The organism is Pseudomonas sp. PS02302, assembly GCF_029959585.1.
Taxonomy (GTDB): Bacteria; Pseudomonadota; Gammaproteobacteria; order Pseudomonadales; family Pseudomonadaceae; genus Chryseomonas; species Chryseomonas aestiva.
In genome coordinates, this window is sequence record NZ_JASCON010000078.1 from 1 (window position 1) to 25,526 (window position 25,526).

Consider the following 25,526-nt stretch of genomic DNA (forward strand, 5'->3'; position numbering starts at 1 on the left):
CGGACGTCATCGCCGGCCAGGGCACCGTGGCCATGGAGATCCTGCGCCAGCATCCGGGGCGGCTCGATGCCATCTTCGTCCCCGTGGGCGGCGGCGGCCTGATCGCCGGCATCGCCGCCTATGTGAAATACCTGCGCCCCGAGATCAGGGTCATCGGCGTCGAGCCGGACGACTCCAACTGCCTGCAGCAGGCCCTGGCTGCCGGCGAGCGAGTGGTCTTGCCGCGAGTCGGGCTGTTCGCCGATGGCGTGGCCGTGGCCCAGATCGGCCATCACACCTTCGAGATCTGCCGGCGTTATGTCGATGAGGTGATCACCGTCAGCTCGGACGAGATCTGTGCGGCGATCAAGGACATCTACGACGACACCCGCTCCATCACCGAGCCCTCGGGCGCCCTGGGGGTAGCCGGGATCAAGAAGTACGCCGAGCGCGCGGGCTCCGGCGGCCAGGTGCTGGTGGCCATCGACTCGGGTGCCAATATCAACTTCGACCGCCTGCGCCATGTGGCCGAACGCGCCGAACTGGGTGAGCAGCGCGAAGCCATCATCGCCGTGACCATCCCCGAGCGGCCGGGCAGCTTCCGGGCCTTCTGCGAAGCCCTGGGCCGGCGGCAGATCACCGAATTCAACTACCGCTACCACACCGGCGAAGAGGCCCATATTTTCGTTGGCGTCCAGACCCATCCCCAGCGTGATCCGCGTGAGGCGCTGCTACAGGGGCTGCGCGACCAGGGTTTCCCGGTGCTGGACCTGACCGACAATGAACTGGCCAAGCTGCATATCCGCCACACCGTGGGTGGCCATGCCGCGCGGGTCGGCCAGGAGCAGGTGTTCCGCTTCGAATTCCCCGAGCGACCGGGCGCGCTGTTCGACTTCCTCGAAAAGCTGGGCGGACGCTGGAACATCAGCATGTTCCATTACCGCAACCACGGCGCGGCGGATGGCCGGGTGTTCGCCGGGCTGGAAGCCAGCCAGGCCGAACGGCCGGAGCTGCTGGCGACGCTGGATGCCATCGGCTATCGCTACTGGGACGAAACCGAGAATCCGGCGTACCGGTTGTTCCTGGGCTGAGATCTGGTGGTGTTGGGCTTCGCTGCGTTCAGCGCCAACCTACAGGAGCGTACGGGTAGGGTGGATAACGGCGTAGCCTTATCCACCCTTGGTACCGGAGCCCGTTAGTGGAAAAGGCTGCGCCGTTTTCCACGCTACGGAGTTCAACTGCCCCCTCTCCCTGTGGGAGAGGGCTGGGGTGAAGGTGGCCAGACACCGCCAGTCCCGCCCGTTGGGCTTCGCTGCGCTCAGCGCCAACCTACGGGTAGGGTGCCTTGTCCACCGTTGGCCGCGGTGCCCGTCAGTGGAAAAGGCCGCGCCGTTTTCCAAGCTACGGGGTTCAACCGCCCCCTCTCCCTCCGGGAGAGGGCTGGGGTGAGGGCGGCCAGACACCGCGAGTCCCGCCCGTTGGGCTTCGCTGCGCTCAGCGCCAACCTACGGGTAGGGTGCCTTGTCCACCGTTGGCGGCGGCACCCGTCAGTGGAAAAGGCTGCGCCGTTTTCCACGCTACGGGGTTCAACCGCCCCCTCTTCCTGTGGGAGAGGGCTGGGGTGAGGGTGGCCAGACACCGCCAGTCCCGCCCGTTGGGCTTCGCTGCGCTCAGCGCCAACCTACGGGTAGGGTGCCTTGTCCACCGTTGGCGGTGGTGGCCGTCAGTGGAAAAGGCTGCGGGGTTCAACCGCCCCCTCTCCCTGTGGGAGAGGGCTGGGGTGAGGGTGGCCAAACACCGCGAGTCCTGCTCGTTGGGCTTCGCTGCGCTCAGCGCCAACCTACGAAGCCAGCGGCTCCACTTGGATATCCGTCAGTCCATGCACCTCCGCCTGGCGCAGGATGGCCGCGGCGGGGGCATCGGCGGGCGGCAGGGCCAGGCTGTTCTCGGCGTCGGCGCGCAGCTGTTCCAGCACGGCCAGGGCGGCTTCGTGCGGGGCGAGACTGGCCTGCGGATGCTCGAGGTCGAGCTGACGGGACTCGCCGTCCTTGCGGTAATGGACGCGAAACGTGGGCATGGCGGCGGCCTCTAGGTAGGTCTCTAGAAAGACCCACCCGGCCGCGCCGCCGTTCCGATCTACTTGAGGATCACCAGCTTGCCCTTGAGGGCGACACCGGCCATGAGGGCGCCGGCGTGGCACTCGTAGCGGGTGGGATCGCTCCACTCGTTCTTCTTGTAGTAGCTGGTGATGTCGGTGACCGCATTGGCACCGGCGGCCTTGGCCGCGTCCTGCAGGCGGATCAGCGCCGATTGCAGCACCCAGCGGCAGGCGACCTCGTCGGTCTTGTTGAAGGCGTTGGTCTTCTGGTTGGTGGTGATGCTGGAGTTGACCACCGTGGCCTTGCCCGGCACCGGATTACCGGCCAGATAGAACTTCACGCTGCCATCCAGACGCTTGGCGGCCAGGGCTTCCTGGACGACTTCGGCGAAGGGCAGTTGCAGGGTGGTGTCGCGGGCCTGGGCGGCGCTGGGCAGCAGGGTGGCGAGGCTCAGGGCAAGGGCGAGGGTGGAGGCTAGGGTACGCATGGCGACTTCCTTGTGGTGGTGGGGATGACTGTTTAACCCAGAACGTCCGCGCCGTCAGCCTGAAGAGCGGCGTTCTGCGCTATCGCGCAGGCTGCGGACGGTCACTCCGCGTCGGTTGCGGGGGCGGGCAGCTGCAGTTGCCGGCGGATGTCGGCGTCGAGCAACTGGACCCATTTGTTGTAGTTGCGATGGATGCGCTCACCGTCGTAGTCGAGGCCGGCGCTGTCGCGGTAGCGGATCTGGTAGCCCTTGGTGCTGTAGGGGATATCGACCCAGGCCTGGTGGCGATCGCGCACCACGATGCTGGCGACCACCAGGCCGGGGCTTTCCTGGCCGACGCTCCAGCCACGGCGTTCGAGGGTGTCGACGATGGCGCGACGGACATCGGCGGCGTTCTCCGTACGGTCGGCGGGAAAGACCTCCTGGGGCGTCACCAGGGGCGCGCGGGTGCAGGCCGCCAGGAACAGCAGCGCGGAGACGAGCAGCAGGCGACGCAACATGGGAGTACCTCGGGCTATGGCCATCAGGACCAGCGACGGAAGATCAGCGAGGTGTTGACCCCGCCAAAGGCGAAATTGTTGTTCATCACGTGATCGGTGCGCAGGGTCCGCGGCCCGTCGCGCAGATAGTCCAGCTCGCCGCACTGGGGGTCCAGTTCGTCGAGGTTGAGCGTGGGCACGAACAGCTCCTCGTTCATCATGGCGATGCTGAACCAGGATTCCAGGGCGCCGCAGGCACCCAGGGTATGGCCCAGGTAGCTCTTCTGTGAGCTGATGGGCATGCGGGTGCCGAACAGCGCCTGGGTGGCGCGGGTCTCGGCGATGTCGCCCTGTTCGGTGGCGGTGCCGTGGCCGTTGACGTAGCCGATGGCCTCCGGCGTCAGCCCGGCGTCTTCCAGGGCCAGCTCCATGGCGCGCTGCATGGTGGCCTGTTCGGGGCGGGTCGAGTGCTGGCCGTCGGCGTTGCTGCCGAAGCCGACGATCTCGGCATGGATGTGCGCGCCCCGCGCCAGGGCGTGCTCCAGCTCTTCCAGCACCAGGATGCCGGCGCCTTCGCCGATCACCAGGCCGTCGCGTCCGCGGTCGTAGGGCCGCGGCGAGGTGTGGGGGGCGTCGTTGCGCAGGCTGGTGGCATAGAGGGTGTCGAAGACCATGGCCTCGCTGGGGCAGAGTTCTTCGGCGCCGCCCGCCAGCATCAGCGGCAGACGGCCGAACTTGATGGCCTCGTAGGCGTAGCCGATGCCCTGGCTGCCGCTGGTGCAGGCGCTGGAGGTGGGGATCAGCCGGCCCTTGAGACCAAAGAACAGACTCAGGTTGGCGGCGGCCGTGTGCGGCATCATGCGCACATAGGTGTTGGCGTTGAGGCCCACCGCGGCGTCGCTGAGCAGCATGTTGGCCAGCGCCTTGATGTCGTCGGTGCTGCCGGTGGAGGAGCCGCAGGCCACGCCCATGCGGCCGTCGGTGATGCGCGGGTCATCCAGCAGCCCGGCATCGGCCAGGGCGCGCTCGCCGGCGGCTACCGCCAGCTGGGAGACGCGGCCCATGCTGCGCAGCTGCTTGCGCGTCCAGTGGCTGGGCACCTGGAAGTCGACGATGGGTCCACCCAGGCGGGTGTTCATCTCGGTGTAGCGATCCCAGGCGTCCATGCGGCGGATGCCGCTGTGGCCGGCCAGGAAGAGCTCGCGGATGGTCGGCCAGTCACTGCCCAGGGCGGTGACGCCGGCCATCCCGGTGATCACGACGCGGCGCGCGCTCATCAGCACAGCCCTCCGTTGACCGCCAGCACCTGGCGGGTGATGTAGCCGGCCTCGGGCGCGAGCAGGAAGGCCACCGCATGGGCCACCTCCTCGGGGGTGCCCATGCGCCCGGCGGGAATCATTTCGAGGAGCTTGTCCACCGGCACGTGCTCGTCGAGGATCTCGGTGTCGATCAGCCCCGGGGCCACGCAGTTGACGGTGATCCTGCGCTTGGCCAGCTCCACGGCCAGGGCCTTGGCGGCACCGATCAGCCCCGCCTTGGAGGCACTGTAGTTGACCTGGCCGCGATTGCCGATCAGCCCGGAGACCGAGGTGATGCAGACGATACGCCCCGGCGCGCGGCGGCGGATCATCGGCATGACCACCGGGTGCAGGACATTGTAGAAGCCGTCGAGATTGGTGCGCAGGACCACGTCCCAGTCTTCCCCGGTCAGCGCCGGAAAGGCGCCGTCGCGGGTCAGGCCGGCGTTGCAGACCACACCATAGTAGCCGCCGTGGGCTTCGGTATCGGCCTCGAGGATGGCCGCGCAGGCGGCGCGGTCGCCGACGTCGAATTGCAGCACCCGGGCCGTGCGGCCCAGGGCCTCCACCTCGACACGGACGGCCTCGGCGTCCTCGCGACGGCTGCGGCAGTGCAGCACCAGGTCGTGCCCGGCGGCGGCCAGGCGCAGGGCGATGGCGCGGCCCAGGCCGCGGCTGGAACCGGTCACCAGGACCGGGGCGGGGGCGACGCTCATGGCGCGGGCTCCTCTAGATACAGATCCGCCCGGGGCGGACGATAGACGTTCAGGCGAGCGCTGGCCTGGCAGCCAGGACCCTGCAGATGGCAGTCGAAGATGGCCATGCCATCGTCGTTCTGCAGTGCCGGCTGGGCCTGGATGCGCAACTCACCGCCGGCGGGAAAGGCCGCCACGTCGCAGGCGAACTGGCGGGTGCCGAGCAGGAAACCCAGCGCCGGGGCCTCGCCGCGACGGCGCGCCTGGCAGCCGGCGAAGGCGGCCACGCTCTGGGCCATCAGCTCCACGCCGATCCAGGCCGGCAGGGCGCCGTCGGCGTCGGTGAAGAGGCCGGGGCGCACCACCAGGCGGGTCTCGATGCCCTGGTCGTCACAGGCGAGGATCTCCTCGATCAGCAGCATGTCGCCGGCGTGGGGCACCAGCTCGGCAAGAGGCCAGGGGATCATGGCGTGGCTCCGAGGATGAGGCTGACGTTGCTGCCGCCAAAGGCGAAGCTGTTGCTCATGGCATGGCGACGACCGTCCAGGCGACTGTCGGCGTGGGCCAGCGCCAGGCGTGGCAGAGCCGGATCGGCCTGGCTGTCCCAGCGCTGCGGTGACAGCTGGCCGGCCGGGTTGAGCTGCGGGTCCAGGGTCAGCCAGGCGAAGGCGGCTTCCAGGGCGCCGGCGGCGCCGAGGGTATGGCCGGTCAGCGGCTTGGTCGAGGAGCAGGGCACCCCGGCCGGGAATACCTCATGGGTGGCGTGGCTTTCCATGGCGTCGTTGTGTGGCGTGGCGGTGCCGTGCAGGTTGAGATAGCCGATGTCGCCCGGCTGCAGACCGCTGGCGCGCAGCGCCGCCTGCATGGCCTGGACGGCGCCGCGACCGCTGGGATCGGGGGCGGAGATATGGTGGGCATCGGAACTGGCGCCGCCGCCGAGCAGGGCGATGGGGCCGGGTTCGCGGGTCAGCAGGAACAGCGCCGCGCCCTCGCCGATGTTGATGCCGCAACGATTGACCGAGAAGGGATTGCACAGCGACTCGCTGACCGCTTCGAGGGCGGCGAAGCCGTTCAGGGTCAGGCCGCAGAGGCTGTCGACACCGCCGCAGAGCACGGCATCGCAATGGCCCTGGACCAGCAGCCGACGGGCGCTGAGCAGGGCGCGGGCGCTGCTGGTGCAGGCGGTGGACAGGCCGTAGCAGGGGCCGCTCAGGCCCAGGTAACGGGCGAGGAAATCCGCCGGCGCCACCAGTTCCTGCTGGGCGTACTGATAGCCTTCGGGCAGCTGACCGCTGCGCTGGTGCACGGCGATGCCCTGGCTGGCCTCGTGAATGCCCGAGGTGCTGGTGCCCAGCACCACGCCGATGCGGGCGCGGCCATGGCGCTCTATGGCCTGGCGCACCTGGGGCTCGATCTCGGTCAGGGCCGCCAGCAGGAGCTGGTTGTTGCGACTGAAATAGGGCGTCCAGGCCGCTGGCCAGGCCGGCAGCGGGGCGCTGACGGTACCCACCGGTGGCTGACGCTCGGGGATCCAGCCCGGGGTGGGCTGCATGCCCGCCGTGTCGCCGGCGAACAGACCGCGCGCCACCTCGGCCTTGCCCTCGCCCAGGGCGCAGAGCAGTCCCAGGGCATTCAGGTAGGCACTCAAGGTGCGGACTCCGGCAGCAGGGTCAGGCGATAGCGCGATCCGTCCGGCGCCTCCAGCTCGAGGCGCTCGGCAGCGGGATAGCGCACCTGCCAGTCCTTGAGGCGGCGACTGCCGTCGGCGTCCCTGTGCCAGTCGCCCGCGGCATAGGCCCGCGGCAACTGGTCGGTCGGGGTCAGGGCGAACAGCAGCACGCTGAAGAAGGTGCGCGCCCGGGGATTGGGCGGCAAGAGGCCGTCGGCGTGCCAGGCGCCGTCGAGCAGCCGCTGGCGCGCCTGGGGCACGCCCAGGGGATCGAACAGCGAAAAGCGCAGGGCCTGGCCTTCCGGCTGGATGGCCAGCAGCAGGGCGTCATTGCCCTCGGCGGTCTGGCGCTCCACCTGGTAGACGAGGGCGCGCGCCAGCGGCGGCGGACTGCTGGGCAGCGGCGGCTGGCTGGCGCAGGCGGCGAGCAGCAGCAGGCAGGCCAGCGCGAAGACGAACGGTCGGGGCAGGGTCATGCAGGATGGGCCGAATTCAGCTGGCAGAGCTCGACGAGCAGGCGCAGGCGCCGCTTGGGCTCCTTGACGAAGGGGTTGCGAAGGTCCCAGGCGTAGCCGGCGAGAATGGCGCAGATCATGCGGCGGATCTCGGGGTCGGCGTTCTCGAAATAGATGACGTCCTGGAAGCTGCCATCGTACCAGCCCTCCACATAGGCACGGAACGTATCGACGCCCGCCTTGAGCGGTCGGGCGAATTCGCCCTCCCAGTCCACCACCTCGCCACGCAGCTGGCGATCCACCAGGGGCGCAGCCAGGCTGGCCGAGCGCAGGGCGATGGTGACGCCCGATGAAAACACCGGATCGAGGAATTCGGCGGCGTTGCCCAGCAGGGCGAAGCCGGGGCCGTGCAGGCGCTTGACGTTGGCCGCATAGCCGCCCAGCTCGCGCACCGGGGTATCCCAGACCGCATTGTGCAGCACCCGGGCCAGGCTCGGGGTCTCGGCCACCCAGTCGCGCAGACAGGTGGCGAGATCGGGGGCGCGTCCGGCATAGCGCTCGGCGGCGGCCACCACCCCGAGCGAGGTGCGGCCGTCGCTGAAGGGGATGGTCCAGAACCAGACGTCGCGCAGGGTCGGATGGGTGGTGATGAGGATGCGTTCGCGGTCGAAGCCGGGATCGTCGATGCGATCCTCGACATGGGTGAAGAGGGCGCGACGCACCGGGAAGTCCGAAGGGGCTTCCAGGTCCAGCAGACGCGGCAGCACCCGCCCGTAGCCGCTGGCGTCGAGCAGGAAGTCGGTGGTCAGCGCATAGGCCTGGCCGTCGTCGCCCAGCACCTCGATCCGGGTCCTTTCACCGCCTTCGCCCAGGGTCACGGCGGTGACGCGCTGGCCGTAGCGGATCGCCACGCCCTGGCGCGCGGCGTCATCGGCAAGGATCTTGTCGAAGGGGCCGCGCTGGACCTGGAAGGTGCTGCGGCCACCGCTATAAGTGTCGCGAAAGTCGAAGTCGGTGTAGCGCTCGCCCCAGGCGAAGGCGGCGCCGACCTTGGTCTGGAAACCGGCGGCCTCGACCGCCGGCAGCATCCCGGCTTCCTCGACGAAGTCCAGGCTGTGGGAGAGCAGGCTCTCGCCGATGGAAAAGCGCGGAAAGTGCTGGGCTTCCAGCACCAGCACCGGATGGCCGCGACGCTTGAGCAGGGCGGCGACCACGGCGCCGGCCGGGCCGGCACCGATGACGACCAGGGGGTGATGTTCAACCATGACGAAGGTCCTTTTCGTGGGAGACGGGGGGCGAAGCCCAGGGCGCCAGCAGGAAGCTGAACACCAGGCCCAGGCTGATGGCCAGGCCGAAGTTGGCGATGGCCGGGGTACTGCTGAGCATCAGCAGACCGAACGACAGCCAGCTGCCGACGCCGGACAGCAGGCCGCCGAGCAGACTGACCGCCGCACCGCCGATGGCCTCGTGCATGAGGATGGCGTAGTCCACGCCGATGGCGGTGATCAGCAGCAGGGCGAAGAGGCTGAACAGGGTCAGCGGCTGGCTCAGCCAGCCCAGGCAGGCCAGGGCCGCGAGGGCCGCCAGCAGTGGCAGGCAGACGATACGCAGCGCCGCGCGGCGACCGAAGGCCCAGAGCAGCAGGAGGAAGATGGCGCCCGAGGCCAGCAGCTTGAGTTCCACCGCCAGGCGCTGGGTATGGACGAACAACCCGCGCAATTCGCCGAGGCGATCCACCAGCTGCACGCCGGGCAGGCCCGCGGCCACCGTCTGCAGCACCTGGGCGTTGCCCAGCCCTTGCAGGCTGACCAGGCCGGCCGCGCCGCCATCGGCCGCGCGGCCCAGCCAGAGCGGTCGCCAGGGCTCGCCCAGCGGGCCGGCCAGGGCCTGGTCGAGACTCAGGTCGGGTAACTGCTGCAATTGCTTGAGTTCGGCGTCCAGCGCCTCGGCCGGTATGCCTACCGCCAGCAGGGGTTGCAGGCGCTCGCCCCAACCGGCCAGGGCCTGGCGCAATTCGGCCTGGGCCGCGGCAGGCACAACCAGGCCGCTAAGGGCGCGGTAGCCCTGCAGCTGGCCCTGACTGACCAGGCTATCCAGGCGCTGACCGAGGGCGGCCTGGCGGCGCAGCACCTCATCGGCATCCGCCCCGCGCACCAGGAAGAACTGGCTGGTGGGTTGCAGCCCGGTAAGACGGGCGATGGCCTGGGCTTCGCGGGTCAGGGCCGGGTCCTGGCCAAGCCAGAGGCGCAGGTCGTTCTGCAGGTGCAGTTGCAAGACGCCCGCGCCGCAAAAGGCCAGCAGCGCCAGGAGCAGCGGCAGGCTGCCGGTGCGCGCCAGCAGGCGCAGCCGCAGGTCGAGCAGGCGCTGCATCAGCCGCAGCGGCGCGGCGGGCGGTGCCAGGTCCAGACGCTGCCACCAGGCCGGCAAGAGGCAGACGGTGGTGAGGTAGGCGCCGATCAGGCCGGCGGCGGAAAACGCCGCCACCTGGGTCAGCGCCGGAAAGGGCGTGCAGGCCAGCGCCAGGTAGCCCAGCAGATTGGTCGCCAGGCTCAGGGACAATCCCGGCAGCGTCTCGCGCAGGATGGCCGTGGCGTCCCAGGGGCCGCCCTTCCAGCTCTTGCTGAGGTAGTGCAGCGGATAGTCGGCGGCCACCCCGGTCAGGCTGGCGCCGAGGATCAGGGTGAGGGCGTTGATCTGGCCGAACAGCAGCACGCAGGCGGCGCTGCCGGCCAGGAGCGCCACGCCCACCGCCAGCAGGCTGAGCAGCACCCGCCAGCGGCGGAACAGCCCCAGCAGCAGGGCCAGGGTACCAAGGGTGGCCAGGCCGCCGATCAGCGACATCTCGCGACTGGCGGTGGCCTGGCCGGCGGCGGCGTATCTCAGGCCGCTGGCGGCGAGTAGCTGACCGCCATCCGCGACCACCTCACGGCGGGCGGCCTCGATCAGGGCTTCCACCCGGGGCGGGGCATCGAAGTCGAAGGCATCGGCGCGGGTACGGGCGTGGATCAGGGCCCAGGTCAGGCCATCGCCCTGGGTCAGCAGCAAGCCGCTGCCAGCGTCGAATTGCACCTTGCTGGCCGGGGTGAGCTGGCGCTGCAGCAGCAGGCCGAGGCCGAACCAGTCCTGCTCCAGGGGCAGGGCGCCGGCGCCGGCGAAGGGATCGAAGAGCGCCGCAGCGCGGGCCTGCAGATAGCTGTCGGGCGTCTTGAGCAACTCGTCGCGCGCCGGCCCCGGTGCCAGCGCCAGGCGGCTGGCCAGGAGTTGCTGGCGCAGGCCGGGCAGGTCCGGCGTGAGTTGCCACTGCACCTTCTCGAACAGCGGCTCTCGCGACCAGGCCTGACCCAGGCGCTCGACCAAGGTGGCTACCCGCTCACGCTGGGGGTGACCCACCAGCAGCAGCACCTCGCGATTGAGCGGCTCGGCCATGCGCGCCTCGGCCTGCAGGGTGAGGGCATCACCGGCGCCCTGGGGCAGCAGCGCCAGCAAGTCGGCCGCCACCGGAGGTCCGTGGCGCCACTGCCAGGCGCTGAGCGCCAGCAGGGCGAGCAGGAACAGCAGGAAGGGGCGCTGCAGCCGGGTCACTGGAAGACCGCGCGCTGCTCGGCGCTCAGGGTGTCGCCAGGCTGGCCGTCCAGTTTGAGCAGGCTGCGGTCGCCCTGGGTCTCGCGGATTTCCACCTGTTCGACCAGGGCGCCGCCCTGGATGAGGATGCCGTCGAACACCTGCTTGAGCAGGGCGCCGCGCGGCGTCAGGCGCAGCTGCCAGTGATTGGCGTCGCCCGTCAGGGCCAGTTCGAAGTCGCGCTCCAGGCCGCTGCGATCACCGCCGAGCACGGCCAGGAACAGCGCGCTCTGGCGCGCGGCCAGGTCGCTGCCGGGCAAGGGCGTCCAGCCCGTCGGCGTCTGCTTGGCGATGGCCCCGGGGGTGATGCGATAGGTCTGCGCCAGGGGCTTTTCCAGCCGCCAGAGCAGGCCCAGGCCGCGGGCTAGGGTGAAGTGACCGCTGCTGGTCAGCGGCTGCGGCAGGGCGCGCAGATAGCGCTGCTGGACGAAGCTGCCCTCGATCGCCGCGGAACGCGCCAACTGGACGGCCAGGTCGTCGAGATCGAAGGCCTGGGCCAGGGGCGCGGCCAGGATGAATAGCAGAGCGGTCAGCGCGCGCATGTCAGGGCCCTCTCCACGGCGTCGATGAAGACCCTGGGCGAGGCCAGCTGCATCTCGCGGCTGGCCAGGTCCACGGCGACCTGCACGGTGCTGGCGCGGGTCAGGCGCTCGCCGGTGGCCGCGTCAGTGATCAGGTAGTTGAGCTTGAGGCGGTTCTCCCACTCCACCAGATCGGCCCTTACCCGCACGCGCTGCTGAAACAGCAGGGGGCGGATGTAGCGGATCTGCAGGTCGATCACCGGCCAGCCATAGCCGGAGTCGCGCATCTGCAGGTAGTTATGGTCAAGGCGGTCGAGCAGCGCGCAGCGCGCCACCTCCAGGTACTTCACATAATGGCCGTGCCAGGCGATTTCCATCATGTCGACGTCGAAGAAGGGGATCTGCATCTCCACCTCGACCTGCAGGGCACCGGTCTTACGCATAGAGCCTCCAGTGGCGGGCGCGGATCAGGGTCAGGGTCTGGCGCAATTCGGCTTCCAGAGCACGGTCTTCGATCAGCGGCGGGAAGGTCTCGCCCAGCGCGCGGTGCATGGCGGCCAGGGGCGCGGGCGGTTGCCCGCCCTGCTCGCACCTGAGCCAGACGCCCTGCTGGGCGGCCAGCAGGGTGGCGGCGGCCACCTGCTCGGTGAGCTCCAGCACGCGCAGGGCGTCGCGGGCGGCGATGGTGCCCATGCTGACCTTGTCCTGGTTGTGGCATTCGGTGGAACGGGAGAAGACGCTGGCCGGCAGGGTGCCCTTAAGCGCCTCGGCGGTCCAGGCGCTGGCGCCGATCTGCACCGCCTTGAACCCGTGGTTGAGCATGGCCCGCGCGGCCGCCGCGCCGGAGAGATTGCCCGGCAGGCCGTGGTTGTAGCGCGCATCCACCAAGAGGGCGAGCTGGCGATCGAGCAGGTCGGCGACGTTGGCCACCAGGGTCTTGAGGCTGTCCATAGCGCAGGCGATATGGCCGCCATAGAAGTGGCCACCGTGCAGCACCCGCTCGTCTTCGGCGTCGATCAGCGGATTGTCGTTGGCGCTGTTGAGTTCGGTCTCGATGAACTGGCGCAGCCAGGGCAGGCTGTCGGCCAGCACCCCCAGCACATGGGGCGCGCAGCGCAGCGAATATCTGTCCTGCAGGCGGTGCAGGGGCGCGGCCGGACCCTCTGCGGCCAGATCCGCGCGCAGCCAGGCGGCCACCTGGCCCTGGCCCGGATGGGGCTTGGCGGCGAACAGGCGCTGGTCGAAGTGCTCGGGGTTGCCGGCCAGGGCCACCACATTGAGCGCGGTGATGCGGGTTGCCAGGCGCAGCAGGTACTCGGCGCGGGAGAAGGCCAGGCAGGCCAGGCCGGTCATCACCGCGGTGCCGTTCATCAGCGCCAGGGCTTCCTTGGGTCTGAGCACCAGCGGTGTCCAGCCCAGTTCGGCATGGACGTCCGCCGCTTCCCGTATCTCATTGCGCCAGAGCACCTGGCGCTCGCCGCAGAGGGCGGCAGCGACATAGGACAGCGGGGTGAGATCGCCACTGGCGCCCACCGAGCCCTCTGCCGGGATCAGCGGCAGGAGGTCTTCGCGCAGGAAGGCGGTGAGGCGTTCGAGCAACTCGACGCGCACCCCGGAGACGCCCTGGCACAGCGACTGCAGCCGCGCGGCCAGTACCGCGCGGGTCGCCGCCGCATCCAGATGGCGGCCCAGGCCGCAACCATGGAAGGTATAGAGCTGGCGCGGCAGCGCCTCGACCTGGGCCAGGGGCACGGCGACCACGCAGGAATCGCCATAGCCGGTGGTGATGCCGTAGACCGAGCCCTCGCGGGCCAGCAGCGACTCGACGAAGCGGGCGCCGCGGGCGATGCCGTCGCGAAAGGCGGCGTCGTCCTGCAATTCGGCCTGGGCGCGGCCCTCGGCCAGGGCGACCAGGTCTTCGATGGCGAGGGCCTGGCTACCAAAGCGAACACTAGCGTTCATCGCGACTCCAGAAGGGGTAGAAGTTGAACCACTGCCGCGGCGCCTTGAGGCAATGGGCGGCAAGGCGCTCGGCATAGGCCTGGGCCAGGCCCTGGATGCCGGCGGCGCGCTCCTGGCGACGCCAGGCCGGGGCCGGGGCGAAGTCTTCCAGGTAGAGGTGGTAGCCGTCGGCTTCGCGCAGGCAGAACAGCAGGTTGGTCGGGCAGCGCAGCAGGTGCGCCAGCAGCCAGGGGCCCTGGGGGAAGGGCGCCGGGGCGCCGAGGAAATCCACCTCGACGGTCCGGCCGCCGTGCAGCGGCACCCGGTCACCGGCGATGGCCAGCCATTCGCCGCGTTCCAGGCGCTCGCTGAGCTGCAGCATCACCGCCGGGTCCAGCTCGCTGACCTGGATCAGCCGCAGATCGCTGGCGCCAGCCTCTTCCAGCAGGCGATTGAAGGCCTCGGCATGGCGGGTGTGCACCAGCACATTGAGGCGCACCCGCCGCCCCAGCTGGGCCAGGGCGCGACAGACTTCGAGGTTGCCCAGGTGGGCGGTGACCAGGATCTCGCCACGCGGCGCGTGCATGCGGCTGTGCACCTGATCCGGATCGTGCAACTGCACCTGATCCAGGCCGAGGCGGCCGTTCCAGGCGTCGAGCTTGTCCAGCAGGGCTTCGGCGAAGGCCATGAACTGGGCATAGCCGCTGCGCCAGCTGGGCTGCAGGTCGGGACGCTTGCTCCAGTGGGCCAGGCGCTGCTGGTATTCGCGGATGCCACGGCGGGCGCGGGCGCCGAACAGGAAGAAGTACAGCACGATCAGCCGCAGCAGCGGAGCGATGGCGCGGCGGCCCAGGTGCCGTGCCAGCCAGGCGGTGAGGCGCATCAGTACGGGACTGCCACGCTCGCGCTGCTGCGCCCAGTGGCCGCTCACGCGCGCACCCGACGCCAGAGCAGGCGCGGCGCGCGCAGCAGCATGCCGAAGAACAGCCGGGTGTGCATGCGCGAGATCAGCACGTTGTCCTGCCAGAGACGAAAGTGCGAACGGCCATCCAGCGGATAATGCACCCGGGTCGGTCGCCAGCGCATGGGCTGCGCGCGCCAGGCCAGGCGCACCAGGATCTCCGGGTCGAAGTCCATGCGCTTGCCCAGGCCGCCGGCGCGGATCACCGCCAGGGTCGGCGCCAGCGGATAGACGCGAAAGCCGCACATGCTGTCGCGGATCGCCAGCGACAGGCTGTTGATCCACACCCAGACATGGGTGAGGTAGCGGGCATAGAGCCGGCCCCTGGGCACCGAGTCGTCGAATTGCGGATAGCCGCAGATCAGCGCGTCTGGATAAGCCTGGGCCTCGGCGAGAAAGGCGGCCACGTCGGCCAGGTCGTGCTGGCCGTCGGCATCCACCTGCAGGGCATGAGTGAAGCCCAGCCGCTGCGCCTCGGCGAGTCCGGCCATCACCGCGCCGCCCTTGCCCTGGTTGACCGGCAGGCGCAGCAGATGGACATCGGGCTGGGTCGCCAGCTCGTCCATCACCTGGGCGCAGGCGGGGCTGGAGGCATCGTCCACCAGCACGCAGGGCAGGGCGCGCTGGCGCAGCGCCTGGACCACCAGCGGCAGGGCGTGCTCATGGTCGAACACCGGGATCACCGCGCAGGCCCGAAAGCTCATGGCTGCGCCTCCTCGAGCAGGATGCGCCCGGAAGAGCAGGCCGCGGTGCCCTGGCGAAAGGCGAAGTGCAGCTTGCTGCGGGTGGCGTCGAAGTGGAAGGTCAGGGTCACCCGATCGCCGGGGCGCAGCAGCTGCTGGAATTTCAGCACCTCCATCCCGGCGAAGTCCGCGGGCAGATCCAGGTGCTGGCGGGCCAGGCGCTGGGCCCAGCCGACCTGCACCACCCCGGGCACCACCGGCGCCGTGGGGAAGTGGCCGGAAAAGAACGCCAGGTCCGGGGCGACTTCCAGCTCCAGGCGCCAGCCGTCCGCGGTCTGCTCGACGCCGAGCGGTTCGATCTCCACTGGCCGTGGCTGGGCCAGCAGGCGCTCCACCTCGGCCTGGGCCAGCTTGCCCTGGGCGCTGTAGGGCAGCGCCAGCAGCAGGCGCCAGCGGCGCGGCAGGGCGATGGCCTCGCAGTGGCCGACCAGGTGTTCGCGCAGCTCGGCCACCAGGGCACGGCGACCGCCATTGCGCAGCTGGTGCAGGCCGCTTTCGCTCAGGGCGACCAGAGCGCCGAGCAGGGCGCGGCCCTGTTGCACCACGCCCAGGCGGACGTCGGCGACGGCGGGATGGTCGAGCAGGCGCGCTTCCAGTGCCGGCAAGGCGATGCGCTTCTCTTCCAGCTTAACGATGCGATCCAGGCGCCCGAGCAGTTCGAAGCGGCCTTCATCCAGCAGGCGGACGCCGTCCATGGTCTGCTCGCGCACGCCCTGGGGCAGATAGGGCGAGGTCAGCCAGAGCGCGCCGTCAGCGTCCTGGCCCAGCTCCAGGTCGGCGAAGGCCTGCCAGGGCTGTGGGCCCTGGCGCCAGGCGATGCCGCCGGTCTCGGAGCTGCCATAGACCTCGGTGGGGTACTGGCCGAAACGGTTCTGGCAGGCCGTGGCCGCCGCTTCCGGCAGCACGCCGCCGGAGGAAAACACCCGTACCACCTGGGCGAGGACGGCGTCGTCGAGGTTCTCGCCCAGGCGCTTGAGCAGCGCCGGGCTGCTGATCCACACCACGCGGCGGCCCGCGCGCAGCAGGGCGGCGGTCTCCCGCTGCAGCTCCTCGGTGAAGGGCAGCGCCTGGCGGGCGAAGGGGCGACCGGCGCAAAGCGGCCAGAGCACGCGAAACAGCAGGCCATAGATGTGCTGGGTGGAAACGCTGCCAAGGAGGGTCGCGTCGCCAAGAGGGCCACCCCACAGCCGCTCCAGAGCAGCGACCTCGTTGGCCAGCTGGAACAGCTGCTTGGCGATCAGTTTGGGCGCGCCACTGGAGCCCGAGGTGCTCAGGGTCAGCAGCGGTGCCTGGAGGTCGAGCGCGGCGGGCGCCAGGGGCTCGGCGGCTATCCAGCCGGCAAGATCGTCGAGCCAGGCATCGAGCGTCGGCGCCAGGCGCGCACGGGTGGCGGGTTGGGCGTCGGCCGGCAGGATCACCTCGATGCCGGCGCGCCAGGCACCGAGCAGGGCGCAGGCCAGGTCCTCGGCATCGTCCAGATGCAGCGCCAGGCGCTTGAGGCCAGCGGTCTGGAAGGCCGCCGCCAGGCTCAGGGCGCGCTGCTTGAGGGCCGCATCCAGCGGGCTCGCGATGCCCAGCAGGTCGGCGAGAGGGGTGAACGTCATGGCAGCCTCCGCACGCGCTGGCGGACCAGCCATTCACCGGCGAATAGCAGACCCATCAGGCCATAGGCGATGACGCCGGTATAGAGCGTCCACCAGGCCAGCGGCGCCCAGAGCGCCAGGGCAGCGGCGGTGAGCGCATTGAACAGAAAGAACAGGCACCAGACCTGGGTCACCCGGCGGGTGTAGCGCACCGCACGGGGTGGCAGCTCGGGTTCGCGCAGCCGCGCCAGGCGCTCGATCAGCGGCTGGCCGCGCAGCAGGCTCAGGCCGAACACCGCCAGCAGGAAGAGACTGAGCAGCACCGGATACCAGCGCAGCAGCACGGCGGCGTCGCTCAGGGCCAGCAGCAGGCAGAAGCCCAGGGCGACCAGGGCGGTGCCGCGCTGCAGGCCGTTGAGGCCGGGTTGCAGCAGGCGCAGGCCCCAGAGGGCACCGAGGCCGGCGGCGAACAGGCGCGGCGAAAGGTGCTGCAGGCCAAAGTAGACGGCGAAGGGATAGGCCAGGCCGAGCAGGAGCAGCAGGGCACTGGCGACCAGGCCCAGGGGGGAGCGGGAAGGCAGGGCACTCATAGGCGGCGGATCAGGCGTCCGCCTGGCTGATGCGATGGACGGCCTCGACCACGTCACCCACGGTACGCACCTGGCGGAATTGCTCGGCGGCGATCTTGTGCCCGGTCTGGCGGCGCAGGTGGTCGATCAGGTCGACGGCGTCGATGCTGTCGATCTCCAGGTCCTCGTAGAGGTTGGCGTCCAGGGTCACCCGCTCGGGCTCCAGTTCGAAGAGTTCGACCAGGGCGCTGCGCAGGGTCTCGAAGATGGCTTCACGGCTTTGCATGGCAATCTCCTCAGGCGGCGCGCTGGGCGGCGACGAAGGCCGCAAGGGCGTTGACGTTGGCGAAATGGGTGCGGGTGTCCTTGGCTTCGGCGTCGATGCGGATGCCGTAGCGCTTCTGGATCGCCAGGCCCAGTTCCAGGGCGTCCACCGAATCCAGGCCCAGGCCGTCGCCGAACAGGATCTGGTCGTCGCCGATGTCGTCGACGGTGACGTCCTCGAGGCCGAGCGCCTCGATGATCAGGCTTTTGAGCTCAAGGTTGAGATCAGTCATGGTTGCCGGTTTCCTTCAGGTAGAGCTGGTGCAGCTGGTCGTTGAGTTCACGCGACGCCAGCGGCAACGGCCGCCCGGCGAAGGTGGTGGGGTCGATGTCGGCGCCCACTTCCAGCTGGAAGTCGAAGCGCCGCGCGGGAATGCGATACCAGGGTGTGGCCTTGGTCAGGGTGCTGGGCACCACGCGGATAATGACTGGGGTGATGCAGCGGGCGCCGCGCAGGGCGATGGCCGCGGCGCCACGATGGAAGCGCGGCGGCTCGCCGGGGGTGGTGCGGGTACCCTCGGGAAAGATGATCAGCGTCTGGCCTTCGCGCAGGGCGTCGGCGGCTTCGTCGAGCATCTCGGCGCTGCCGTTGTTGCTGATATAGCCGGCGGCCTGGATCTGCCGCTTGAGATAGGGGTTCTGCCAGAGGCCCCGCTTGACCACGCAATTGGCGTCGGGCACCAGGCCGATGAGCACCACCACGTCGATCAGCGAGGGGTGGTTGGCGATGATCAGCTGGCCCGGACGCCCCAGCCGCTCGCGGCCCTGGATGCGCAGGTTCATCACCCGGGTCAGCACCATGAAGGCGACGAAGAAGCGGAACAGCCGGGCATTGGCCCGCCGCGCACGCTGGCGGCGGCGCAGGGGATCGCCCGGCAGCACCAGCAGGAGCGGCAGGATCAGCAGGCGAAAGACCAGGGCGCCGCAGCCGAACACCACGAAGTTGAGTCCCGTGGCCAGCAGTCGATAGCCGTAGTCCAGGCGGCCGCTCATCCGCAGGCCTCCGCCTGCCAGTGCCAGGCGCGCCCGGCATAGGCGAGGTGCAGGGCGCCAGGCGCTTCCAGCAGGCGCAGCAATTCCAGGGCATGGGGCCAGACGCTGGTCGCGGCATCCGCCGGGGCCGGTGCGCCGCTCAGGCCATGGCCGCTGCCAGGGGTGAGCAGCAGGCCCACGGCATAGGGAAAGGGGACATCGTCGATCTGCGGTGCATAGAGCGTCGGCGGCGCCTCTTCGGCGATCACCACCAGCACCCCGCTGGCGCCTTCGGCGAGCAGGGTGCAGGCCTCCAGCACGGCGTGTTCGAGACCGTCGCGACCGGTGGCCAGGGCATTCATCTCGCTGTGATCGCCACGCAGGATCGACCACTGGCCGATGATGGCGTTGTGTACCGAAAGGCTGAACTGGGTCGGCGAGAGCGGCTCGCCGCGGGCCAGTTCCTGGAGGATGGCCAGGGTGCGCGGGGTCTCGCCGTGGCGCGAGGCGAAGATCAGCGGCAGCGGGGCGCTATGGGCGTCGGCCAGCGGCCAGGCGACCTGGAAGGTCATGCGCGCCAGCCGGCTCAGGCGGCGGCGCTGCATGGCCGGCAGGAAGCTGGCATCGGGTTGGCTGCCGTCGTCCGCCGGACGCCAGGGCGCGGCGCACCACTGCCGCCAGGCGTCCTGGTCGCCAAGACCAGGTGCCCAGGCGCGCCAATCGCTAATCTGGAAGTGCATGTTCACAGCCGAATCTACCCCGGAGCCTTGCGTGCTTGCCGTTTCATCTATCCCTGATGAGCAGGGTATTGCAGCGTTCGGCGCGCATTATCCAAGCGGCTCCCACCCTAGGCAAACATTTGTCTGAACTTTGCGAAGGGGTGACAGTCGCGCCGCCAAGCCAGGGACAGGCTAGCGTGGCGGGAGGTAGAGAGCCCCTTTTCAGGGCACGAAACGCCGCTCCGTGCGACGAGCGGCAGTGAAAGCCTCGATTTGTGGAGGGGGGATGAAGGTAAGGGCGTCGCTGTGACTGAAGGTTATCGCGATCAGGGCTGCAGAGGCCGCTCCAGAGGCCGTCCGCCGCAACTGCAGCGATCCAGGCAGGTCGTCAGGCCGTCGGCAGCGGCTGCAGTTTCGACAGCCGCACGGCCACCGCCAGGGCGACCAGCAACAGGGCGCCGATGAACAGGCCGACGCCGGTCCAGCCCCCCAGGTGCCAGCAGACACCGCCCAGGGTGCCCGCCACGCTGGAGCCGGCGTAGTAGCTGAACAGATAGAGCGACGACGCCTGGCCACGCGCCTGGCGCGCCCGGCGACCCACCCAGCTGCTGGCCACGGAGTGGGCACCGAAGAAGCCGAAGGTGAACAGCAGCATGCCCGGCAGCACCAGCCACAGCGGGGTGAACAGGGTCAGCAGCAGACCGCACAGCTTGAGCACGATGGCGCCAGCGAATACCTGCCGGCGGCCGAAACGATCGGCCAGGCTGCCGAACTTGGCCGAGCTGTAGATCCCCGCCAGATAGACCAGCGACAGCACGCCGATCCAGGCCTGGCTCAGATGATAGGGCTCGGCCAGCAGGCGATAGGCGATGTAGTTGAACAGGGTGACGAAGGCGCCCATCAGCAGGAAGGCTTCCAGGAACAGCCAGGGCAGCCCGGCATCGCGAAAGTGCAGGGCATAGCCGGCGAGCAGGCTGCGCGGCCGCAGCGGCCGCGGCTGAAAGCGCTTCGAGGCCGGCAGGCTGCGCTTGAACAGCAGCGCCGCCACCAGCGCCAGCACCCCCAGGGCGCCGAGGGCGATGCGCCAGGAGACGAAATCCACCAGCACCCCGCTGATTACCCGGCCGGACATCCCGCCCAGGGCGTTGCCGCTGATATAGAGGCCCATGGCATAGCCCAGGTGTTCGGGATGCACCTCTTCGGCCAGGTAGGTCATGGCCACTGCGGCCACCCCGGCCAGCGACAATCCCACCAGGGCGCGGGTCACCAGGATGCCGTCCCAGGTGGGCATCAGGGCGCTGAGCAGGGTGAAGCCACCCGCGGCGAACAGCGCATAGACCATCACCGACTTGCGCCCGATGGCATCGGAGATCGGCCCGGTCACCAGCAGGCCGCAGGCCATCAGGCCGGTGGCCAGGGACAGCGACAGACTGCTGGCCGCGGCGGTGAGGCCGAAGGCCTGGGAAAAGATCGGCATCAGCGGCTGCACGCAATAGAGCAGGGCGAAGGTGGCGAAGCCGCCGCAGAACAGCGCCAGGGCGGTGCGCAGGAATTGCGGCGTCCCCTTTTCGATGAAGGCGTCCGGTGCGTGCTGCGGCTCATTGGCGGCAGGGCGGGTTTCCAGCGGCGGGGCAGGGGGCGTGGCGGACGACCGGGACGTGTTCACGGGTACCTCAGGGCAGGTCTGATCTCATCACCCTAGGCTGGTCGCTGTCATATATCCAATATATTGTCCGTCTCGATTGATAGGTTTTACGACTCAATGGAGACGACATGGAATTGCGCCACCTGAGGTACTTCGTGGCGGTGGCCGAAGAGCTGCACTTCGGTCGCGCCGCCCAGCGCCTGAATCTCTCCCAGCCGCCGCTCAGTCAGCAGATCCAGGCCCTGGAGACCGAACTGGGCACGCGTCTGCTGGAGCGCACCAACCGACGCGTCGCCCTCACCGAAGCCGGCCGGCTGTTTCTCGACGAAGCCCGGCAGATCCTCCTGGCCAGCGAGCGCGCCGCCGAACGGGTCCGCCGCGCCGGCCGTGGCGAGACGGGGCAGTTGCAGGTGGGCTTCAGCGCCTCTTCGCCCTTCGTCGCCACCATCCCCAAGACGCTGTTCGCCTATCGCCGCGCCTATCCCGAGGTGCGCCTGCAACTGCAGGAGATGAGCAGCCGTGAACAGATCGACGCCATGCTCGCCGGCAACCTGCAGATCGGCCTGATCCGCCCCATCGAATTGCCCGATGCTCTGGTGGCGGTCGAACTCTTCCGCGAACCCCTGGTGGTCGCCCTGAGACACGACCATCCGCTGGCCCAGCAGGGCACCGCGCCGCTGCCCCTGGCCGCACTCGCCGAGGAGCCCTTCGTCTATTTCCCGCGCAGCTTCGGCACCGGTCTCTACCAACAGCTGCACACCCTCGCCGCCCGCGCCGGCTTCACCCCGCGCATCGTCCAGGAGGCCAGCGAAGTCCTCATCATCCTCGGCCTGGTCGCCGCCGGCCTTGGCGTCACCGTGCTGCCCGCCACCTATCAACGCACCCAGATGGAAGGGCTGGTCTATCGGGAGCTGGACGATCCCGAGGCGACCTCGGCGGTGTGGTTGCTCAGGCGCCGGGATGAGGTGTCGCCGCAGGCGGAGGCGTTTGTGGGGTTGTTGATGAGACAGTAATAATATTCAGTTTCTTGATTTAATGGGTGACTTTAGACTTCTTGAAAGCAGACGTTATAACCACCTTTTTCTAGTTCTCTCAATAATCTTGCAATTCCGCATTTTGCGAAGAATGGAAGTGCCATGTGATCTTTTCCCATAAGTGCTAAGCAGAGATTCCACTCATGTCTTTTAGGTTGGCTCAAAATCCAACTTGTATCCCAGCTTTTGCCCATTTTTTGTATGCGCTCAGCTAGTTTCTTTCGATAGCTATCGTCTGCGCTAAAAAATATCTCTGCAGTGCGTCTCGTTTGTTCGCAAAGGTGGCTTACTCCTGCGGAGCCTGCAGGGTGTTTTACGAAGTATAGAGTTCGAGTTGGCCAGTGCATAATATCGCAAAACTCAAAGCGTGATGTCCCTCCTCCAAAGTTTACTAGTTCTTTGTCAAAGAGCCAGAGGGATGAGTCTGAAAGGCAGGCTGTTTCATTATACTCGCCCTCGTGGCTTTTCTTGTCCCAGGTACCTAACAGATATGGTGGTGGGCTGAGAGTTTGAAGGGTTTTGTGCGTTTGCTCTATAAATTGATGATTGGCTAGGTACCAGTGACCTGATGAGATTATGTATGTTTTCCCATCTTCAGAAACTTCGGCTCCAATGCAAGAGTACATGGAGCAACTACCTATCCGTTCTCGATTTTCATCAAGCATGTTTATTGTGGTGCCGTATGAATTTTCAAGATTCATAGGGAGCTTCTTGCTATCAAGGTATTGCTTGCAGCTTGAAAGCGACAGGTAGGGTGATGTAGCTGGGGTTGAACTAATTCTGCCAATGACAAAGTGGTGGGGATAAGGCTTTTCCCCATTTTTTTCGTTAGGTGCTGCTAAGGTGATTTTAAGGTTGGCGTCCGTAGAGCATAGGATGGAATTTAAAATACCATCCAAGATTAAAACTTTATCAGTGTCTTTTACTGGGCTTAGATTGTTTGCCTGTGGCCATCTATCTAGATGTTCGTTTGATTCGTGTCTTTCTATTAGAAGGTCAATCGTTTCAAGTATTCTGTGTATCTGAATTTCAATTTTTAGGGCGGTGCCTCCTCGAATCTTTTCGCCTAGAGTATTTTGATATCTGGCTTCTGGAGTGCCCTCTACTGCAGATACAAGGTCACGGTCCGACTCAAAGCCAAATTCTTTCGCAGATGAGGCCTGAGGTGCTCTTTCACTTGCGATATGTCGTTTTGCAAATACCTGTTCGGCTTTGACCTCTTGGACCTGGTTTTGGGGTATTGTCGATAGGGCTATAATCTTTCCAAAATCGGGTTCTATCCACTCTTCTTTAAGTCTGGAATGGGCATGGCCAAAGGTTAATGCGAAAGTTTTTCCTCTATGGTTTATCCAAATTATAGCGCTAGGGGACTGGCTTGTAGCATTAGGTTTTTCTTCTGTTGGAACTAAAGTGTGGGCTGCTGCAAGCCATTTGGGTATGTCTGATGTGAATGGGAGTAGGAAAAAGAAGCTGTCTGGAATGTTTTCGATTAATGGGTGGATTTCATCGCAAAAGCTCTCTATTTTGGATTGGGCTTCTTTGGGTTTGTGACTTTTTAGTAAGTAAATGCTGGTGTTTATGGTTTCAATGGGTTTGCTCATTTTTCGTCCCTGAATAATGCAGCTGTTATTTTTCTAGACTAATCTTTATCTTTCTCGTGAATTCTGACTCATGCTTGTATGTCATCACCAACCGATCAATCGCCCGCGTCATCGCCACATACAACAACCGCGCCTCATCCGCCTCCGGCTCGCCCTGCTTGGGCATTTCGCCTAGTCCGGGAATCAATACCAAACCAAACTCCAGCCCCTTGCTGGAGTGCATGCTGACGATCTTCACGCTGTCTTCGGCGTCGTAGAGTTGGGCGCGGCCCTTGTTGCTCGCGCCGCAGCGGTAGGGGATGGCGACCTTCTTGAGTTCGTATTCGGCCTGGTAGGCCTGGCTGGTGCTGCGATAGAGAATGGCCATGTCGCTGAGCTGGCGGCCACCCGCCTGCTCGTTGCGGATGCGGGTGATGAGCAGGTCCCATTCCTCGCGGTCGCTGCCGCACTGGATGAGTTCGGGGAAGGGGCCGCGGCGGCCGGCGCTTTCCGGGGCGATCAGGGGGACGCCGTCTTCACTGGCGTCGCGGCTGGTCAGCAGCTCGGTGGCGAAGGCGCGGGCGACAGCGAGGATTTCCACCGTGTTGCGGTAGTTGAGCTTGAGGATGGTGGTGCGGCCCTGAGCCTGGATGCCGACGCTGGCGAAACTGAAGTCCAGCGCCTTCCTGCCGCCCTTGCCGCGGTAGATGGCCTGGGCGTCGTCATAGAGCACCAGCAGGGACTGGGTGCTGGGGTCGACCATCTGCACCACCAGCGTGAACCACTCGGGGGCGAAGTCGTGGCCTTCGTCGATCAGCACGGCGCTGTACTGGCCGCGGGGGATCTGGCCACGGTCGACGCCCTCGATGGTGCGCAGCACGTACTGCTCCATCTTGGCCGCTACCGGCAGGCGATGGTCCGGCTTGTCCACCTGGTAGGCGGTGAGCATCTCGGCGCACCAGGCGTGGAAATTCTGCACCACCACCCGTTCGCCGAGGCCCTTCTGCTCGATCACCTGGCGTAGCCGCCCGGCCAGGGACTTGTTGTAGCAGAGCACCAGGATGGGTTTGACCGAGACCTTGGCCAGGTGGGCGCAGCGATAGCCGAGGATCATGGTCTTGCCACTGCCGGCGGCGCCGTGGATGACGCGGTGGCCGTCGCCCAGGGAGCGGGCCAGCTGTTCCTGTTGCAGGTCCATGACCTTGATCAGGCTGGGCAGCGGCGCCTCGGTGGCGTCGAACAGGCCGAATTGGCCGGGCTGGCTGTTGACCCGCACCTCGGGGTAGAGGTGATAGCGCACCCGGTCGATCTGCGGCAGGGTGAGGGCGCAGGGGAAGACGTGGGGGAACATGTCCCAGAGGCGTTGCTGGAAGGCTTCCGGGTCGGCGGACTCGGTTATCTCGTCCTGGAAGAGCACGCGCTGGGGATCGAGGACGTCGGCGAGATCGGTCTGCTCGAACTGGCGACGGGTGATGCCGGTGAGCACCACGCCCCAGCCCCAGGGCATGATCAGCTGGCCCGGATGGGGCGAGCCGGCGCTCTGGCGCAGCAACGGGTCCTTTTTCAGCAGCAGGTCGACTTCGAGGATGTAGGAGCGGGCTTGCAGCAGGGGATTGGCGACGGTCTTGAGGCCGTCCTGGGTATGCAGCCGCACCTTGCCCGGGGTGACGGATTCCAGGGTGGCCAGCTTCCAGTCCTTGACCTCCAGCACCAGGATGCCGCGACGCGGATGCAGTACGACGAAATCCGGGTAGCGCGCCTTGGGGCCGACCGGGACGTTGCTCCAGCAGAGGTAGTCGTCTTCGAGCAGTTTTTCCAGGCGTTCGGCGAAGCGGCGTTCACCGGGGGTATCGAACTGGCATTGGCTGCGAGCGGGGAAAAAGCGGGCCATCGGTCATCCATTCCGAGAGGCGGCAGGGCGCGGCAAAGCGAGACCTGTCGCACAAAAATCCTTTCGTCATACGTTAGTCAGGCAGGTGCGGCGGGTAAAGCACGAGACGGGTGTTGCCGGGCGATTGGCCGAGTTGGCCGACCGATGGTGGCTGGCAGGTGGCCGGTATTGGGCTGTTTTGGGGGGGATAGTGGTACTTCGGGGTTTGGTTTGCCCTCACCCCGGCCCTCTCCCTGGGGGAGAGGGGGCGTTTGGGTGGGG

The 25,526-nt window shown here is 67.5% G+C and carries 26 protein-coding genes; 2 read left to right on the plus strand and 24 right to left on the minus strand.

The features are described from left to right. Positions 1–1,070 (plus strand): threonine ammonia-lyase, biosynthetic (gene ilvA / locus QMX82_RS20740; protein WP_282287109.1); only part of this gene is annotated, 1,070 nt, incomplete at its 5' end. Positions 1,071–1,819: 749 nt separating this feature from the next. On the opposite strand, the gene QMX82_RS20745 is transcribed toward ilvA, so the two are convergent. From QMX82_RS20745 to QMX82_RS20850, 22 genes are all read right to left on the minus strand, one after another. Further along, positions 1,820–2,056: a hypothetical protein gene (locus QMX82_RS20745; RefSeq protein ID WP_133862244.1), complete on the minus strand. Its 237-nt coding sequence runs from the start codon at positions 2,054–2,056 to the stop codon at positions 1,820–1,822. Between the two features lie 59 nt (positions 2,057–2,115). Next, entirely contained in the window at positions 2,116–2,565 is a 450-nt protein-coding gene (locus QMX82_RS20750) for an excinuclease (RefSeq protein ID WP_208693986.1), read from the minus strand. A 101-nt stretch (positions 2,566–2,666) separates the two neighbouring features. Continuing rightward, a complete protein-coding gene (locus tag QMX82_RS20755) occupies positions 2,667–3,065 on the minus strand; it encodes a hypothetical protein (protein WP_208693987.1) in 399 nt (132 codons plus the stop codon). 23 nt (positions 3,066–3,088) lie between these two features. Continuing rightward, positions 3,089–4,321: a beta-ketoacyl-ACP synthase gene (locus tag QMX82_RS20760; protein WP_208693988.1), complete on the minus strand. Its 1,233-nt coding sequence runs from the start codon at positions 4,319–4,321 to the stop codon at positions 3,089–3,091. After that, positions 4,321–5,058 (minus strand): 3-oxoacyl-ACP reductase FabG, encoded by a 738-nt coding sequence (gene fabG / locus QMX82_RS20765; RefSeq protein ID WP_282287116.1) that lies wholly within the window; start codon positions 5,056–5,058, stop codon positions 4,321–4,323. The genes QMX82_RS20760 and fabG overlap by 1 nt, the downstream gene beginning before the upstream one ends. After that, entirely contained in the window at positions 5,055–5,504 is a 450-nt protein-coding gene (locus QMX82_RS20770; RefSeq protein WP_282287118.1) for a hotdog family protein, read from the minus strand. Before QMX82_RS20770 ends, fabG begins: the two co-directional genes overlap by 4 nt. Next, positions 5,501–6,685, minus strand: a complete 1,185-nt coding sequence (locus QMX82_RS20775; RefSeq protein ID WP_282287120.1) for a beta-ketoacyl-[acyl-carrier-protein] synthase family protein — start codon at positions 6,683–6,685, stop codon at positions 5,501–5,503. Before QMX82_RS20775 ends, QMX82_RS20770 begins: the two co-directional genes overlap by 4 nt. Beyond that, positions 6,682–7,182 carry a hypothetical protein gene (locus tag QMX82_RS20780; RefSeq protein WP_282287122.1) on the minus strand — a complete coding sequence of 167 codons (501 nt, stop codon included), beginning with the start codon at positions 7,180–7,182 and terminating at the stop codon, positions 6,682–6,684. Before QMX82_RS20780 ends, QMX82_RS20775 begins: the two co-directional genes overlap by 4 nt. Further along, positions 7,179–8,426 carry an NAD(P)/FAD-dependent oxidoreductase gene (locus QMX82_RS20785; protein WP_282287124.1) on the minus strand — a complete coding sequence of 416 codons (1,248 nt, stop codon included), beginning with the start codon at positions 8,424–8,426 and terminating at the stop codon, positions 7,179–7,181. Before QMX82_RS20785 ends, QMX82_RS20780 begins: the two co-directional genes overlap by 4 nt. Then, a complete protein-coding gene (locus tag QMX82_RS20790) occupies positions 8,419–10,743 on the minus strand; it encodes an MMPL family transporter (RefSeq protein WP_282287126.1) in 2,325 nt (774 codons plus the stop codon). The genes QMX82_RS20785 and QMX82_RS20790 overlap by 8 nt, the downstream gene beginning before the upstream one ends. Beyond that, positions 10,740–11,324, minus strand: coding sequence for an outer membrane lipoprotein carrier protein LolA (locus QMX82_RS20795; protein ID WP_282287128.1), 585 nt, complete (start codon positions 11,322–11,324; stop codon positions 10,740–10,742). The genes QMX82_RS20790 and QMX82_RS20795 overlap by 4 nt, the downstream gene beginning before the upstream one ends. Beyond that, complete coding sequence (locus QMX82_RS20800) at positions 11,312–11,746, minus strand: acyl-CoA thioesterase (RefSeq protein ID WP_282287132.1); 435 nt, start codon at positions 11,744–11,746, stop codon at positions 11,312–11,314. The genes QMX82_RS20795 and QMX82_RS20800 overlap by 13 nt, the downstream gene beginning before the upstream one ends. After that, positions 11,739–13,265, minus strand: a complete 1,527-nt coding sequence (locus tag QMX82_RS20805; protein WP_282287134.1) for an HAL/PAL/TAL family ammonia-lyase — start codon at positions 13,263–13,265, stop codon at positions 11,739–11,741. The genes QMX82_RS20800 and QMX82_RS20805 overlap by 8 nt, the downstream gene beginning before the upstream one ends. Beyond that, entirely contained in the window at positions 13,255–14,127 is an 873-nt protein-coding gene (locus QMX82_RS20810; protein WP_273809040.1) for an LpxL/LpxP family acyltransferase, read from the minus strand. The genes QMX82_RS20805 and QMX82_RS20810 overlap by 11 nt, the downstream gene beginning before the upstream one ends. A 44-nt stretch (positions 14,128–14,171) precedes the next feature. After that, positions 14,172–14,909 carry a glycosyltransferase family 2 protein gene (locus tag QMX82_RS20815; RefSeq protein ID WP_282287136.1) on the minus strand — a complete coding sequence of 246 codons (738 nt, stop codon included), beginning with the start codon at positions 14,907–14,909 and terminating at the stop codon, positions 14,172–14,174. Beyond that, positions 14,906–16,552 carry an AMP-binding protein gene (locus tag QMX82_RS20820; RefSeq protein WP_282287138.1) on the minus strand — a complete coding sequence of 549 codons (1,647 nt, stop codon included), beginning with the start codon at positions 16,550–16,552 and terminating at the stop codon, positions 14,906–14,908. Before QMX82_RS20820 ends, QMX82_RS20815 begins: the two co-directional genes overlap by 4 nt. Further along, positions 16,549–17,121, minus strand: a complete 573-nt coding sequence (locus tag QMX82_RS20825; RefSeq protein ID WP_208694001.1) for a hypothetical protein — start codon at positions 17,119–17,121, stop codon at positions 16,549–16,551. Before QMX82_RS20825 ends, QMX82_RS20820 begins: the two co-directional genes overlap by 4 nt. 10 nt (positions 17,122–17,131) lie before the next feature. After that, positions 17,132–17,386: an acyl carrier protein gene (locus QMX82_RS20830; RefSeq protein ID WP_278438662.1), complete on the minus strand. Its 255-nt coding sequence runs from the start codon at positions 17,384–17,386 to the stop codon at positions 17,132–17,134. A 10-nt stretch (positions 17,387–17,396) separates the two neighbouring features. Then, complete coding sequence (locus QMX82_RS20835; RefSeq protein WP_017642722.1) at positions 17,397–17,657, minus strand: phosphopantetheine-binding protein; 261 nt, start codon at positions 17,655–17,657, stop codon at positions 17,397–17,399. Further along, positions 17,650–18,417 (minus strand): lysophospholipid acyltransferase family protein, encoded by a 768-nt coding sequence (locus tag QMX82_RS20840; RefSeq protein ID WP_282287148.1) that lies wholly within the window; start codon positions 18,415–18,417, stop codon positions 17,650–17,652. The genes QMX82_RS20835 and QMX82_RS20840 overlap by 8 nt, the downstream gene beginning before the upstream one ends. Beyond that, positions 18,414–19,136 carry a beta-ketoacyl synthase chain length factor gene (locus tag QMX82_RS20845; RefSeq protein ID WP_282287150.1) on the minus strand — a complete coding sequence of 241 codons (723 nt, stop codon included), beginning with the start codon at positions 19,134–19,136 and terminating at the stop codon, positions 18,414–18,416. Before QMX82_RS20845 ends, QMX82_RS20840 begins: the two co-directional genes overlap by 4 nt. A 367-nt stretch (positions 19,137–19,503) precedes the next feature. Continuing rightward, complete coding sequence (locus tag QMX82_RS20850) at positions 19,504–20,781, minus strand: MFS transporter (protein WP_442969406.1); 1,278 nt, start codon at positions 20,779–20,781, stop codon at positions 19,504–19,506. Between the two features lie 107 nt (positions 20,782–20,888). Here QMX82_RS20850 and QMX82_RS20855 point away from each other — a divergent pair, with 107 nt between their 5' ends. Next, positions 20,889–21,773 carry a LysR substrate-binding domain-containing protein gene (locus QMX82_RS20855; RefSeq protein ID WP_282287152.1) on the plus strand — a complete coding sequence of 295 codons (885 nt, stop codon included), beginning with the start codon at positions 20,889–20,891 and terminating at the stop codon, positions 21,771–21,773. Between the two features lie 32 nt (positions 21,774–21,805). Here QMX82_RS20855 and QMX82_RS20860 read toward each other — a convergent pair whose 3' ends face one another. Both QMX82_RS20860 and QMX82_RS20865 read right to left on the minus strand, forming a co-directional pair. Continuing rightward, positions 21,806–23,395, minus strand: coding sequence for a TIGR04141 family sporadically distributed protein (locus QMX82_RS20860; RefSeq protein ID WP_282287154.1), 1,590 nt, complete (start codon positions 23,393–23,395; stop codon positions 21,806–21,808). 25 nt (positions 23,396–23,420) lie between these two features. Then, a complete protein-coding gene (locus QMX82_RS20865; protein ID WP_282287156.1) occupies positions 23,421–25,265 on the minus strand; it encodes a 3'-5' exonuclease in 1,845 nt (614 codons plus the stop codon). Positions 25,266–25,526: the final 261 nt, after the last annotated feature.